The sequence below is a fragment of the Celeribacter sp. genome (assembly GCF_048261515.1).
Classification (GTDB): Bacteria; Pseudomonadota; Alphaproteobacteria; order Rhodobacterales; family Rhodobacteraceae; genus Celeribacter.
In genome coordinates, this window is sequence record NZ_JBLXFZ010000003.1 from 146233 (window position 1) to 160375 (window position 14143).

12 protein-coding genes are annotated in these 14143 nt (G+C 61.6%); 10 read left to right on the plus strand and 2 right to left on the minus strand.

Annotation, left to right across the window (positions count from 1 at the left end):
- Positions 1-30 precede the first annotated feature (30 nt).
- The 4 genes from ACN0SC_RS07735 to ACN0SC_RS07750 all read left to right on the plus strand — a co-directional run bounded on the left by ACN0SC_RS07735 (position 31) and on the right by ACN0SC_RS07750 (position 5801).
- Complete coding sequence (locus tag ACN0SC_RS07735; RefSeq protein WP_417249086.1) at positions 31-1269, plus strand: N-acetylmuramoyl-L-alanine amidase; 1239 nt, start codon at positions 31-33, stop codon at positions 1267-1269.
- A 175-nt stretch (positions 1270-1444) separates the two neighbouring features.
- Complete coding sequence (locus ACN0SC_RS07740; protein ID WP_417249087.1) at positions 1445-3949, plus strand: penicillin-binding protein 1A; 2505 nt, start codon at positions 1445-1447, stop codon at positions 3947-3949.
- Positions 3950-4065: 116 nt separating this feature from the next.
- Positions 4066-5190, plus strand: coding sequence for a peptide chain release factor 2 (prfB, locus tag ACN0SC_RS07745; RefSeq protein WP_417249088.1), 1125 nt, complete (start codon positions 4066-4068; stop codon positions 5188-5190).
- Positions 5190-5801 (plus strand): MOSC domain-containing protein, encoded by a 612-nt coding sequence (locus ACN0SC_RS07750; protein ID WP_417249089.1) that lies wholly within the window; start codon positions 5190-5192, stop codon positions 5799-5801. The genes prfB and ACN0SC_RS07750 overlap by 1 nt, the downstream gene beginning before the upstream one ends.
- Positions 5802-5807: 6 nt before the next feature.
- Here the strand turns inward: ACN0SC_RS07750 and ACN0SC_RS07755 are convergent, their stop codons facing one another.
- Positions 5808-6512 (minus strand): hypothetical protein, encoded by a 705-nt coding sequence (locus tag ACN0SC_RS07755; RefSeq protein WP_417249090.1) that lies wholly within the window; start codon positions 6510-6512, stop codon positions 5808-5810.
- A 276-nt stretch (positions 6513-6788) separates the two neighbouring features.
- Here ACN0SC_RS07755 and ACN0SC_RS07760 point away from each other — a divergent pair, with 276 nt between their 5' ends.
- From ACN0SC_RS07760 to ACN0SC_RS07785, 6 genes are all read left to right on the plus strand, one after another.
- A complete protein-coding gene (locus ACN0SC_RS07760; RefSeq protein ID WP_417249091.1) occupies positions 6789-7223 on the plus strand; it encodes a YeeE/YedE family protein in 435 nt (144 codons plus the stop codon).
- Between the two features lies 1 nt (position 7224).
- Positions 7225-7671, plus strand: a complete 447-nt coding sequence (locus tag ACN0SC_RS07765) for a DUF6691 family protein (protein ID WP_417249092.1) — start codon at positions 7225-7227, stop codon at positions 7669-7671.
- A gap of 18 nt (positions 7672-7689) precedes the next feature.
- Entirely contained in the window at positions 7690-8580 is an 891-nt protein-coding gene (locus ACN0SC_RS07770) for an MBL fold metallo-hydrolase (RefSeq protein ID WP_417249093.1), read from the plus strand.
- A 62-nt stretch (positions 8581-8642) separates the two neighbouring features.
- Entirely contained in the window at positions 8643-9092 is a 450-nt protein-coding gene (locus tag ACN0SC_RS07775; protein ID WP_417249094.1) for a TIGR01244 family sulfur transferase, read from the plus strand.
- A 116-nt stretch (positions 9093-9208) separates the two neighbouring features.
- Entirely contained in the window at positions 9209-10885 is a 1677-nt protein-coding gene (locus tag ACN0SC_RS07780) for a TIGR01244 family sulfur transferase (protein WP_417249095.1), read from the plus strand.
- Between the two features lie 80 nt (positions 10886-10965).
- Entirely contained in the window at positions 10966-12756 is a 1791-nt protein-coding gene (locus tag ACN0SC_RS07785) for a SulP family inorganic anion transporter (protein ID WP_417249096.1), read from the plus strand.
- A 63-nt stretch (positions 12757-12819) separates the two neighbouring features.
- Here the strand turns inward: ACN0SC_RS07785 and ACN0SC_RS07790 are convergent, their stop codons facing one another.
- Positions 12820-14142, minus strand: a complete 1323-nt coding sequence (locus ACN0SC_RS07790) for a TRAP transporter large permease (RefSeq protein ID WP_417249097.1) — start codon at positions 14140-14142, stop codon at positions 12820-12822.
- Position 14143: the final 1 nt, after the last annotated feature.

Here is a 14143-nt window from a genome sequence, read left to right on the forward strand (position 1 = left end):
GGGATGCGGGCGCGGATGATGGATATTCGGATGATTGGAACGATGGTGCGGATGCTTGTCGTGGCCGCGCTGGCGATGGTTGTCGCATTTGCGGGCGGGACGGGAGCGCGGGCGCAGGATCGCCTGACAGCACTGACCCCCGCAATGAACGAAGGTTCCGCGCTCACGCAGGATGCGTCAACCACGTGGTTTACCCTGCGCATGGGGCAGCGTGTGCCGTTTCGGGTGTTCACGCTGAACGATCCGATGCGCATGGTGGTGGATTTCTCGGAAGTGGATTGGACGGGTTTCGATACGGAGGCTTTCAACAGCTCGCAGACGGTTGAGGGGCTGCGTGTTGGCGTCTTCCGTCCGGGCTGGTCACGGATGGTGCTTGATCTGGCCGCGCCTTTGGAAGTGGTGATGGCGGAGATGAAGCTCGACGATACGGGGGCTGCTGTCTTGCGCATGGCGATGGAAGTGGTGCCTGCGTCCCGTTTCTCGACGGGGACGGGTGTGCCTGCGGATGCGCAATTCCCGCGTGCGGGCAAGGCGGTTGCCCTGCCGACGCAATCGCGGCCCGTGGGCGGACCACTCAAGGTGGTTCTGGACCCGGGCCACGGCGGCATTGATCCAGGTGCGGTGCGCGACGGGGTGAAGGAAGCGGATCTGATGCTGACCTTTGCGCAGGAGTTGCGCGATGCGTTGGTGCGGGCAGGGGGCTTTGAGGTGACGTTGACGCGCACCGACGACACTTTCGTGCCATTGGAAACACGGATCACGCGGGCACGCGAGGCGGGCGCGGATGTGTTCTTGTCGCTGCACGCGGATGCAATCCCCGAGGGCCATGCCAACGGGGCATCGGTGTATACTCTGTCCCCGACCGCGACCGATGCGGCTTCGCAGATGCTTGCGGAGCGGCATGATCGGGCGGACCTGTTGTCGGGGGTGGACCTGACGGGGCAGGACGATGTGATCGCGGGCGTGTTGATGGATATGGCGCGCACGGAGACCGAGCCGCGCACCGATGCGCTGGCCGATGCTCTGGTGGCGGAATTGCAGGCGAGCGTGGGCATGCACAAGCGGCCACGTCAGGAGGCGGGTTTCTCCGTGCTTAAAGCGGCGGATATCCCGTCGGTGCTTGTCGAGTTGGGGTTCCTGTCCTCGCAGGAAGATCGTGACAAGCTGGCCGATTCCGCGTGGCGGGCACAGGCGGCATGGGCGGTGCGCGATGCTCTGATCAAGTGGAAAGAATGGGATGCGGCCCGCACGCGCGATCTGCGCCAGTAGCGGGTGCGCAGGTCGCGGGGGCTGATTTGACCTGTTGAGCACCCCGATTGCGCGCACAAAAGCGCTCACATTACCGCGCGTTGGTTTTGACCACGGCGGGGCGGGTGTATAGTAAGGCGCGAAAGGGTGTGCGCGAGTCAGCTGCGCACCCGCGACGCATGAGAGGCAAACGGGCGTGGTCAGGTTTATCTTTTCCTTCTTCGGGACGATCTTTTCGCTCATCACGACGGGGCTGATCCTGCTCGCGTTGGTGGTGGGGGGCGTGCTTTATATGTACAGCCGCGATCTGCCCAACCACGAGGCGCTGGCGCAATACCAGCCGCCAACGATCTCCCGCGTCTATTCGGGTGAGGGCGAGATCATTGACGAGTTCGCCCGCGAGCGCCGTCTGTATACGCCGCCTTCGGAAATCCCCGATCTGGTCAAGCACGCCTTTATCTCGGCGGAAGACAAGAATTTCTACAACCACCCCGGCTATGATATTCGCGGCATGATTGCGGCGGCGGTCTCGGCAGCGCAGGGTGGGCGTCTACGCGGGGCGTCGACGATTACCCAGCAGGTGATGAAGAACTTCCTGCTCTCCTCGGACCGTTCGGCCGAGCGCAAGATCAAGGAGATCATCCTCGCCTCGCGGCTTGAGGAGACGCTGACCAAGGACGAGATTCTGGGGCTTTACCTCAACGAGATTGATCTGGGCGCGCGTTCCTTCGGTGTGACGGCGGCGGCGCAGACCTATTTCAACAAGACGCTGTCGGAACTGACGCCCGAAGAGGCGGCCTTCCTCGCCATCCACCCCAAGGCACCCTACAGCTACCATCCCGTGAAGAACTACGATGCGGCGCTGGAGCGGCGCAATTTCGTGCTGCGCGAGATGTATGAGAACGGTTATCTGTCGCAGGAAGAGTATGAACGCGCGCGCCTTGAGCCGATCCGCTCGGTGCAGAATGGCGATTACGAGAGCTTCCGCGCCTCCCTGCCGCCGCGCGACTATTTCACCGACGAAATCCGCCGCCAACTGTCCAAGGACTTCGGCGAGGAGGAATTCTTCGAAGGCGGCCTGTCGATCCGCGCGACGCTTGATCCCGAATTGCAGGAGAGTGCGGCCAATGCGCTGCGCAAGCGTCTTGAGACGCTGGATCGCGAGCGCGGTGTCTGGCGCGGCACGGGCGAGGCCATCGACCCCGCAACGATTGACGACGGCACATGGGAAGCGGCGCTCGGCGATGTGGCCGTGGCGCGCGATATCACCCTTGATGGCGGCTGGTTCGTGGGCGTGGTCAATGTGATTGGCGACAGCGAGCTGACCGTGATGGTCGAAGGCGAGGGCGAAGTCTCCGTCCCGCGTGCGGACATCGGGTGGATGCGCGGCTCGTTCCGTGACAATTTCACCCGCGGCGACGTGGTTCACATCCGCCGCATGACAACGGGCGACAATGGCGAAGGCGACCTGATCCGCTGGTCGCTGCGTCAGGTGCCCGAAGTGCAGGGCGGCTTTGTTGCGATGGACGTGGAGACGGGCCGTGTTCTGGCGATGCAGGGCGGCTTCTCCTACCAGCATTCGGTCTTCAACCGCGCCACGCAGGCCACCCGTCAACCGGGATCGAGCTTCAAACCCTTCGTATACGCGGCGGCCCTCGACAGCGGCTTTACCCCCGCGACGATCATCGTGGACGCACCGATCGAGATCAACACGCCGCAGGGCGTCTGGCGTCCGCAGAACGCCTCGCGCCAGTTCTACGGCCCCACGCCGCTTCGGACGGGGATCGAGCGGTCGCGGAACCTGATGACGATCCGTCTGGCCCAAGAGGTCGGAATGGATGTTGTGGCCAGCTACGCCGAACGTTTCGGCGTCTATGACCAGATGGGGCAATACCTTGCCTCCTCGCTGGGGGCCGAAGAGACGACGCTTTACAAGATGGTGTCGGCCTATGCGATGTTCGCCAATGGCGGCGAGCGCGTCGAGCCGACCCTTGTGGACCGCGTGCAGGACCGTTTCGGCCGCACGATCTACAAGCATGACCAGCGCGATTGCGTCGAATGCGATGTGGCCGATCTGGCCTCTGGTGTCGCGCCGACGATCAAATCCAACCGCGAGCGGGTGATGGACGCCATCACCGCCTACCAACTGACCTCGATGATGCAGGGTGTTGTGTCGCGCGGGACGGCGGCGGGTCGTGTCAACCTCGGCGTGCCCACGGCGGGCAAGACGGGGACGACCAACGACGGCAAGGACGCGTGGTTTGTGGGCTTCACCTCCAATATCGTGGCGGGCTGCTACATCGGTTTCGACACGCCGCGCGCCATGCCTGGTGCGTCGGGCGGCGGTTTCTGTGGTCCCGTGTTCAACGAGGTGATGCAGGATGCCGTGGCCAAATACGGCGGTGGCAAGTTTACCGTGCCGCCCGGTGGCCACTTTATCAAGATCGACCGTTTCACGGGCGCACGCCTGCCTGACAATGCCTCTGGCGATCACGTGGTGGCCGAGTATTTCCGCGATGGCGAAGAGCCTGTCTTCGGCGTGATGTTTGATGGTGGCTTTGCCATGGGCTCGAACCTGCCACTGTTTGAAGGCGCGACGGTCGATAGCGGCAATCGCGAGATCCAGACGGATTCGGGCCGCTCCATCGTGATCCCGAAAAAGGCCGACAGCAACGCGCTGTCCTCGGGCGGGCTTTACTGACCGCCCGTCCTGCACCTGTGGGGTGGCGGGGTTTGTCGTGGTGGCGGGCCTTGCCACGCGGCGCGTGAGCGCGTATCCCTGCCAGACCAGAAAAACATGCTTTTAGGGGCGAAACCTTGCGCGCTGAAATCCAGAATACCGTCGAGAAAATCACCAAGTCTCTGGACCTGCTCAAGCAGCGTTTGGGATGGGAGACGGCCGAGCACCGGCTCGAAGAATTCAACGCGATGATCGAAGACCCGACACTTTGGGACGATCAGGCGCGCGCGCAGAAACTGATGCGTGAGCGTCAGGCGCTCATGGATGCGCTCGATGTGGCCAAGTCCATCGAGCAGGAAATGAACGACAACGTCGAGCTCATCGAGATGGGCGAGATGGAAGAGGACGAGGAAATCGTCGCAGAGGCCGAAGCGGCCCTGCTTGCTCTGACCGAGAAAGCCGCTGAAAAAGAGTTGGAAGCGTTGCTCAACGGCGAGGCTGACAGCAACGACACCTTCCTTGAGATCAACGCGGGCGCGGGCGGCACGGAGGCTTGTGATTGGGCGTCGATGCTGCAACGAATGTATGTCCGTTGGGCCGAGAAAAAGGGCTACAAGGTCGAGTTGCAATCCGAGGAAGCGGGCTCCGAGGCGGGGATCAAATCCGTGGCCTACAAGATTTCGGGTCATAACGCCTATGGCTGGCTCAAATCCGAGAGCGGCGTGCATCGCTTGGTGCGGATTTCGCCCTTCGGCAAGGGCACGCGCGAGACGTCTTTTGCCTCTGTCTGGGTTTATCCCGTGGTGGACGACAACATCGAGATCGAGGTGAACCCCGCTGATATCCGCATCGACACCTACCGTTCTTCGGGTGCGGGCGGTCAGCACGTCAACACCACGGACTCGGCGGTTCGGATTACCCACCACCCGACGGGGATCGTTGTGACCTCCTCCGAGAAGTCGCAGCACCAGAACCGCGATATCGCTATGAAGGCGTTGAAATCGCGCCTCTACCAGTTGGAACTCGATAAGCGCAACGCGGCGATCAACGAGGCGCATGAGAACAAGGGCAGTGCGGGTTGGGGCAACCAGATCCGCTCCTATGTTTTGCAGCCTTACCAGATGGTTAAAGACCTGCGCACCAACTACGAGACCGCGAACACTTCGGGTGTTCTTGACGGTGATCTCGATGCCTTCATGGCCGCGACACTGGCGCAGGACGTGGCGGGCAAGAGCCGCGCGGACGCGCAGGGCGAGGACTGATGCGCCTGAGCGCTGTCAATATTGGTCGGCCCGAGCCGATCGAGTCGAAGGACGGCGCTTCGGCGATCAACAAGAAATCCCAAAGCGGCGCGGTGCGGATTGCCGCGCTTGGCCCCGTGGGCGACACGGTTGTGGACACAGACAATCACGGTGGCCCCGATCAGGCGGTCTATGTTCTGGGGCAGGCGGATTACGATTACTGGGCACAGGACTTGGGTCGCGCGCTTTCGGCGGGCATCCTTGGCGAGAACCTGTTGATTGACGGGCTGTCGTCGGAGGGTATCTGCGTGGGTGACAGGCTGGCCGTGGGTGAGGTGGTGTTGGAAGTGACTTCGCCGCGTATCCCTTGTGTGGTGCTGGCGCGGTGGATGGGTGATATGACGCTGCCCAAACGGTTCATCCGTGCGCAGCATCCGGGTTTTTATTGCCGTGTGATCCGTGAGGGTGAGGTGGCCGCAGGGCAGGCGGTGACGCTGACGCCCTTTGAGGGGGCACGCGTGAGCGTGGTCGAGATCATGCATTGGGTCGCGGACGGCAGCGACAAGGCCGCCGCCCGACATTTCCTTGATGCGCCCGTGCATCACAAGCTGCGTGACGATCTGGCAGGGTGAAGCGTATCAGGGCAGGGTATAGGCGAACAGCAGAACGCCCAACCCGACGTAGTATGCAGCACGGGCGCTGAAAGCGTCGAGTGAATAGGCACCCCCTTTGAGATCAGGCTCGGCGGCGCGCAGAATGCTGTGCATCAGGATGGCCATGAACACTGTGTCATCAAAGGCGCCTTCGCCTTGTGCGAAGGGGAGAATGTTCAGGGTCAGAAGCGTGACAATGAGAACGGGCGATGCGAAGTAGAGCCCCCGCCAGAGCGCGCGAGCCTTGCGCGGCGCGGCGGTATCGTAGCGGGAAACGATGTGGTCCCAATGGCGGCTGTCCTTGGTCCGCCACACGATGAGACCGCCGAAGACCAGCCCCGAGATGCCGAAGTTCAGCGCGTCGCGCGGGAATATCGTCGGGTCCATCTGTGGCACGGTCATCAAGATCACGGCGGTCAGCGCATAGGCGTAGCCGATGTGAAAGGCGAGCATCCAGCGGTAGGGATTGCGCCAGCCGTCCCGCGGGTCGGTGCGCCACATGGCGTGGGCGCTTTCGACGCAAGAGGGTGTCAGAAAGACCAACGCGGCGAGGAACAGCGCGTATTTCGGAATGAGGTCAGGGTCGAAGGTGGTCGTCATGCGCCAGAAGAGCGCGGCGATCCCGCCAAAGAAAGTCGCGGTGATCGAGATTTTGGCCAAGGGTGTAAAGTTTCGAAGCGTGTATTCCATAACAATAACTGTTTTGAGATTCACGGCGGCGGCTTTTACGGAAAAAATGCGCTCCCGCAAGATAAAACGCACAGCTTCTCGCTATAGTTGTGCGTTTTTGGAGTGAATCCGCCAAATCACCCGCTCACATTCAGATTTTTACAAACTATGTGACTAACTCACCGACGACTCATCGCCGCTCGGGTAGAAAGCTCTCAATAAGCGCGAAAAGCTGAGGAACGCACATATGACTGAACTAGCAAAACGGTTGCCCTCCCTCATTGGAGGACAGCAAGAATGGTAACGGACTTCACACCTTGGGTGTCGCTTACAGGCGGTATTCTCATCGGCCTTTCGGCTGTCCTGCTCATGGCCTTCCACGGGCGTGTCTTTGGCGCGACGGGGATTTTGGCGGGGGTTCTCAATCCCGCCGGATCGTCGGATTTCGCGTGGCGGGCATGGCTTCTGGCGGGCATGGTTTCAGGGCCGCTGGCCTTCCGCCTTCTGATGGGCGAGATGCCCGCGATCGACGTGCCTGTTTCCACGGGTGCGCTCATTGTCGGCGGGTTTATCGTGGGGCTTGGCGTGACCTTCGGGTCGGGCTGCACCTCGGGTCATGGTGTGTGTGGCATGGCGCGTCTGTCACGGCGCTCGATTACGGCAACGATCACCTTCATGATCACAACCGCGATCACTGTCTATGTGGTGCGCCACGTCTTTGGAGGTCTGTAAGATGAAACATGTTCTGACCTATTTCATCGGGCTGATGTTCGGACTTGGGATTTCCATGTCTGGCATGTCCAACCCCGCGAAAGTCATCAACTTCTTTGACGTTGCGGGCACTTGGGATCCTTCCCTTGCCTTCGTGATGGGCGGGGCGGTTGTGGTGGCCTTCATCGGATACCGTTTTGTTTTCGGCCGCTGGGAAACCCCTGCGTTCGAGCCGAACTTCAACGTGCCGACAAGCCGCACCATCGACCTCAAGTTGGTCGGTGGAGCTGCCGTGTTCGGTATCGGTTGGGGGATTGCTGGGTTCTGTCCAGGTGGGGCGCTGCCCGCGGTTGGCACGCTTGATCCTGCCGTTCTGGTGTTCTTTGTCGCCCTCGTGGTCGGCATCCAGACCGCCAAGTTCCTTTTGAAACAGGCCGCACAGCGGTCCGCTCGCCGCGCGTCACTTTGATCCAGAGAGGAGAGAGACATGCCTTCCAACTATCCCGTCGATATGAGTGTCGAACCTGAAGTGAAAGCCTTCTTCGACCCCGCGACATGGACGATTTCCTATGTCGTCAAAGACCCCGCATCCAACGCCTGTGCCGTCGTGGACAGCGTGATGGACATCGACTATGCGGCAGGACGCATCTCTTACGAGAGCGCCGACGAAATCATCAAGTATGTGCAGGACAACGATCTCAAGGTCGAATGGCTGATCGAGACCCACGTCCACGCCGACCACCTTTCCGCCGCGCCCTATATCCAAGACAAGGTTGGCGGGAAAATCGGGATCGGTGAGAACATCACTATCGTGCAGGACGTTTTCGGCAAGGTTTTCAACGAGGGCACCGAGTTCCAGCGTGACGGTTCGCAGTTCGACCGCCTGTTCAAGGACGGCGACACCTACAAGGTGGGTGAGATGGACTGTTTCGCCATGCACACGCCTGGTCACACGCCCGCTTGCATGACGCATACGATGGGCAATGCGACCTTCGTGGGTGATACGCTGTTTATGCCCGATGGCGGTTCGGCGCGTGCCGACTTCCCCGGTGGCGATGCGGCAACGCTTTACGACAGCATCCAGAAGGTTCTGGCACTGCCCGACGACATGCGTCTGTTCATGTGCCACGACTACGGTCCCAACGGGCGCGACATCCAGTGGGAAACCACGGTGGGTGAGGAAAAGGCGCACAACATCCATGTGGGTGAGGGCAAGACCAAGGAAGACTTCGTCAAGTTCCGCGAGGAACGCGATGCCCAGCTCGACATGCCGCGCCTGATTATTCCGTCGCTGCAAGTGAATATGCGCGCTGGAGAATTGCCGCCCGCCGATCAGGACGGTAAGACGTTCCTGAAGGTGCCAGTAAACGGACTCTGACACGTCGCATGATGTGAGGGCCGTCCGCTGTGCCGCGCGTTGCAACGGGACGGTGTCCAACAATGGACGGCCCCATCACATCGGAGATGTTCAGGATGGAATTTAACAAGGTCAACGACGGGCTAACGGCCAGCGGTCAGATCACGCCCGAGGATCTGAAGGTTCTGGCGGAGAAGGGGTTTACCACTCTTATCGACAACCGCCCCGACGAAGAGATCACCCCCGATCTGCAATCGGAGGTGATGGCGGAGGCCGCGAAGGCCGCGGGTTTGAGCTTTGTCTATCTGCCGATCTATCCGGGTCAGTTTACGCCCGAATTGATTGACGAGACCAAGCGGGTCTTTGCCCAAGCCGATGGCCCCGTCTTTGCCTACTGCCGCTCGGGCACGCGCTCGACAACCGCATGGGCGCTCAGTCAGGCGGGGGAGCTGCCCGCCACAGAGATTATCGAACAGGCCGCGGGCGCAGGGTATGACCTCTCCGCATTGGCCGGTTACCTGTCGGGAGACTGATCCGCGTATTCCACGCCCGTCGCTCCCGCAAGAAACCGCCCCGACAGATGAAGGGGCAGGGGAGTGCGAGACCCGCATGAGGCGGGTGCGTTCCCCGATATGCGAGGAGACGCGCGATGGAAATCAAGAGGCTCACCGATGGTCTGTCCGTTTCGGGACAGGTGCAACTCGACGATATTGCAAAGCTGGCGCGGCGCGGTTTCCGCACCATTATCTGCAACCGTCCTGACGGAGAGGCCCCCGACCAGCCGACCCACGACGAAGTGGAGAAGGCGGCGGCAGAGGCGGGACTGGAATTTCGCTATCTGCCCGTGACCCCTGGTGTTGTCACCGAGGAGACCGCGGAGGCTTTCCGTCAGGCGTTGATCGACGTGCCCGGCCCTGTGTTTGGCTATTGCCGCTCGGGCACGCGCACCACAACGCTGTGGTCGCTGGCCATGGCCAAGGAGAAATCGGTGGTCGATATTCTCGCCGCGACCAAAGCGGCGGGCTATGACATGACGGGTGTGGCGCGGCGCATTGCCAATGGTGGTGTGACCCCGACCGAGAGTGTCGAGGATGCGCATTATCAGGTTGTGATCGTGGGCGCAGGCGCGGCGGGCGTTTCCGTGGCGGCCTCGCTCAAGTCGCGCAAGCCCGATGTCGAGATCGCCATCATCGACCCCGCCGATATTCATTATTACCAGCCGGGCTGGACGATGGTCGGCGCGGGTGTTTTCGATCCGCAGACCACGGCCAAGACCATGGGCAGCCTGATCCCGCGCGGCGTGCATTGGGTCAAATCCGCGGTTGCCGCTTTCGAGCCTGCCAACAACGCGGTGGTTCTCGACGGGTGTCGCGTGGTGAAATACGACCGCCTTATCGTCTGTCCGGGGCTGAAGCTCGACTGGTCGGCGATTGAGGGGCTTGAGGAGACGCTGGGCAAGAACGGCGTGACCTCGAACTACCGTTACGATCTTGCGCCTTACACATGGGAATTGGTGCAGGCGCAGAAGGGCGGACGCGCGCTCTTTACCCAGCCGCCGATGCCGATCAAATGCGCAGGCGCGCCGCAAAAGGCGATGTATCTCTCGGCCTCCGAGTGGGAAAAGCGCGGCGTGTTGAAGAACATCGACATCCAGTTCATGAACGCGGGTGGTGTGCTTTTCGGCGTGAAGGATTACGTGCCCGCGCTGCAAGAGTATGTCGACCGCTACGGCGCGACGCTCAACTTCTTCCACAACCTTGTTGCCGTGGACGGCCCTGCCAAAACCGCGACCTTCGAGGTCAAGAAGCCCGACACCGATCCCGAGCGTGTGACGGTAGAGTTTGACATGATGCATGTCACCCCGCCGCAAAGCGCGCCCGATTTCATCAAGGTGTCGCCGCTGGTTGATGCGGCAGGCTGGGTCGATGTGGATCAGGCCACGCTGCGCCACAAGGAATACGACAACATCTGGTCACTGGGCGATGTGATGAACGCCCCCAATGCCAAAACCGCCGCCGCCGCGCGGATGCAGGCGCCTGTCGTGGCCGCCAATGTGGCCGCCGATATCGACGGCCAAGGGCCGCAGGCGGTTTACAACGGCTACGGTTCCTGTCCGCTGACCGTCGAGAAGGGCAAGATCGTTCTGGCCGAGTTCGGCTATGGCGGTGCGCTTCTGCCCTCCTTCCCGAAATGGGCGCTCGACGGGACCAAGGCCACCCGCCGCGCGTGGATTTTGAAAGAGCAAATCCTCCCGCCCGTCTATTGGAAGGCGATGCTGCGCGGTAAGGAATGGATGGTCAAACCCGAAAAAGTTACGGCCAAGTAAGGTCTTTCGCGTAGGGTTGGGCCCGTGATCTCGGACCCGCGCCCTGCGCGACTTCTCCTCCCCCCGAAAAGGTTCTCACGATGCCCCTAGACCTCCGCCAATTGCGCCGCTACCTGCCGATCCTCGAATGGGGCGCAAAGTATAACAAAGACACTTTCACCAATGACGGCATCGCGGCGCTGATCGTCACGGTGATGCTGATCCCGCAGTCGCTGGCCTATGCATTGCTGGCGGGGCTGCCTGCGCAGATGGGGCTTTACGCCTCGATCCTGCCGTTGGTGGCCTATGCGATTTTCGGCACCTCGCGCGCGTTGGCCGTGGGGCCTGTTGCGGTGGTCTCGCTGATGACGGCCTCGGCGGTCGGCAATATGGCCCTGCAAGGCACGGCGGAATATGCCGCCGCCGCCATCACGCTTGCCTTCCTGTCGGGGTTGATCCTGCTGGCTATGGGGATTTTCCGTTTGGGCTTCTTCGCCAACTTCCTCAGCCACCCTGTCATCGCGGGCTTTATCACCGCATCGGGCATTCTGATCGCGGTCAGTCAGGCCAAACATATCTTCGGCATTTCGTCGGATGGTCATACTCTGCCCGAACGGCTGATGGGGATTTGGGAGAATATCGGGTCGACCAACTTCATCACGCTGGTGATCGGTGTGGCCGCAACCGCTTTCCTCTTCTGGGTGCGTAAGGGGCTGAAGCCGCTTCTGATTTCCAAGGGTGTCACGCCGCGCATGGCCGATATTGCCGCCAAGGCTGGCCCTGTTGCCGCTGTGGTTGTCACCACGCTCGTCACCTTCGCCTTCGGCCTTCACAACCACGGGGTCAAGATCGTGGGCGATGTGCCGCGCGGCCTGCCACCGCTGACCGTGCCGCAGTTCTCCGCCTCTGTCTGGGGTGAGTTGTTCGGCGCGGCGATCCTGATTTCGATCATCGGTTTTGTCGAATCCGTCTCGGTGGCGCAGACGCTTGCCGCCAAGCGCCGCCAGCGTATCGTGCCTGATCAGGAGTTGATCGGTCTGGGGGCCTCCAACGTGGCTGCGGCCATCTCGGGCGGCTATCCCGTCACGGGCGGGTTCGCGCGGTCCGTGGTCAACTTCGACGCGGGCGCCGAGACCCCCGCCGCGGGTGCTTTCACCGCCGTGGGCATTGCGCTTGCCGCGCTCTTCCTCACGCCGCTGCTCTACTTCCTCCCCGTGGCAACCCTCGCCGCGACGATCATCGTGGCGGTTCTCAGCCTCGTCGATTTCTCGATCCTCAAAACGACATGGGGCTACTCGAAAGCCGATTTCGCCGCCGTTCTGGCCACCATCGCGCTGACGCTGCTCTTCGGTGTGGAAACGGGCGTGTCCTCGGGCGTGATCCTCTCTATCGGTCTGCACCTCTACAAGACCTCACGGCCCCATGTGGCGGAAGTGGGCCTTGTTCCTGGCACGGAGCATTTCCGCAACATCAAGCGCCATGACGTGCTGACCGTGCCCGAAATGGTGACGATCCGCGTGGACGAAAGCCTCTACTTCGCCAACGCGCGTTTTCTGGAGGATTACATCCTCGACCGGATCGCGGATGATTGCGATGTGAAGCATGTGGTGCTGATGTGCCCTGCGGTCAACGAGATCGACAGCTCGGCCCTTGAGACCCTTGAGGAGATCAACCGCCGCCTCGGTGATGGCGGGATGAAGCTGCACCTCTCGGAAGTCAAAGGGCCTGTCATGGACCGTCTGCAAAAGTCGCATCTGCTGCATGATCTGACGGGGCAGGTGTTCCTCAGCCAATACGCCGCGATGAAGGCTCTGGGCGATGTGACGCGCTCCGCTGACGATGGCGCGGAGCAGGTAGAGGATGCGACACCAGCGCCCGACGCCGCACAGTAACGCCGCAAGACATGATGAAAGCGCCCTCCTTTTCGGGGGGCGTTTCGTATTTGCGGGGAGGCCCTAGTAGACCAGCCGCACCAGCCCGACGGTGAGGAAGGGGAAGGCGGCGAGGATCACCACGCGGATCAGATCGGTGATGACGAAGGGCAGGGTGCCTTTGAAGGTCTCCGAGATCGGAATGTCTTTCGCCATCGCGTTGATGATGAAGAGGTTCATGCCCACAGGCGGGGTAATCAGCCCCACTTCCACCACGATCAGCACGAGGATGCCGAACCACAGGCCGAATTCGGCAGGGTCCACGCCAAAATCCAGCGCGGACATGATCGGGAAGATGATCGGCACGGTGAGGAAGATCATCGACAGGCTGTCCATGATGCAGCCGAAGGCGAGGTAGAGCAGCAGCACCGCCGAGAGGATGACCCACGGAGAGACCTCCAGCGTGCCGACCCAGGTGGCGGTGGCCTGCGGCACGCCCGAGAGCGCGAGGAAATTGTTGAACACCTTCGCCCCGATCAGGATGACGAAAATCATGCCCGTCGAGCCTGCGGTCTCCAGCATGGCCTCCTTGGTCTTGGTCCAGTTGAGCCCGCCCGAATAGAGCGCCAGTGCGCCCGTGCCTGCCGCGCCGATGGCGGCGGCTTCGGTGGGGGTGAAGATACCGAGGTAGATTCCGCCCACGACCAACGTGAAAATCGCCAGAACGGGGGCCACGGATTTGAACGCGCCAAGCCGCTCGGCCAGTGGGGCCTTCTCGCGCACGCCCGAGCTATGCGGGCGGATGCGGACGTAAATCGCGATACACAGCATATAGCCGATGGCTGCGAGGATGCCGGGGACGAAGGCCGCAACGAAGAGCTTGGCGATGTTTTCTTCCGCGAGCATGGCGTAGACCACGAGGATTACCGAGGGCGGGATCAGGATGCCGAGCGTGCCTCCCGCGGCCAGTGCGCCCGTGGCCAGCCGTCCCGTGTAGCCGTATTTGCGCAACTCGGGCAGGGCGACCTTGCCCATGGTTGCCGCCGTGGCCAGTGACGAGCCGCAGATCGCGCCAAAGCCCGCGCAGGCTCCGATTGCCGCCATGGCAACCCCGCCTTTGCGGTGGCCGAGCCATGTCTCGGAGGCTTTGAAGAGTGCCGCCGACATGCCGCCCAAAGTGGCGAAATGGCCCATGAGCAGGAAGAGCGGAATGATGGAGAAGGCGTAGGAGGAGAACTCGCCATAGACGAGGTGTTTGAGTTGGCTGAGCATCATGACGGAATTGCCGTTGAGCACATAGGCGCCGCCAAAGCCAACGGCAAACATCGCCACGCCTATAGGCACACGCAGGAAGATCAGCACCAACAGAACGGGGAAGGACCAAAGTCCGATTTCAAAACGGCTCATT

What these genes read in the sequence shown, in the direction of transcription:
- ACN0SC_RS07755 (WP_417249090.1), bottom strand. Translation starts at nt 6,512, where the DNA reads ATGGAATACACGCTTCGAAACTTTACACCCTTGGCCAAAATCTCGATC.
- ACN0SC_RS07780 (WP_417249095.1), top strand. Translation starts at nt 9,209, where the DNA reads ATGGAAATCAAGAGGCTCACCGATGGTCTGTCCGTTTCGGGACAGGTG.
- ACN0SC_RS07765 (WP_417249092.1), top strand. Translation starts at nt 7,225, where the DNA reads ATGAAACATGTTCTGACCTATTTCATCGGGCTGATGTTCGGACTTGGG.
- ACN0SC_RS07760 (WP_417249091.1), top strand. Translation starts at nt 6,789, where the DNA reads ATGGTAACGGACTTCACACCTTGGGTGTCGCTTACAGGCGGTATTCTC.
- ACN0SC_RS07735 (WP_417249086.1), top strand. Translation starts at nt 31, where the DNA reads ATGATTGGAACGATGGTGCGGATGCTTGTCGTGGCCGCGCTGGCGATG.
- ACN0SC_RS07770 (WP_417249093.1), top strand. Translation starts at nt 7,690, where the DNA reads ATGCCTTCCAACTATCCCGTCGATATGAGTGTCGAACCTGAAGTGAAA.
- ACN0SC_RS07750 (WP_417249089.1), top strand. Translation starts at nt 5,190, where the DNA reads ATGCGCCTGAGCGCTGTCAATATTGGTCGGCCCGAGCCGATCGAGTCG.
- ACN0SC_RS07785 (WP_417249096.1), top strand. Translation starts at nt 10,966, where the DNA reads ATGCCCCTAGACCTCCGCCAATTGCGCCGCTACCTGCCGATCCTCGAA.
- ACN0SC_RS07790 (WP_417249097.1), bottom strand. Translation starts at nt 14,142, where the DNA reads ATGAGCCGTTTTGAAATCGGACTTTGGTCCTTCCCCGTTCTGTTGGTG.
- ACN0SC_RS07775 (WP_417249094.1), top strand. Translation starts at nt 8,643, where the DNA reads ATGGACGGCCCCATCACATCGGAGATGTTCAGGATGGAATTTAACAAG.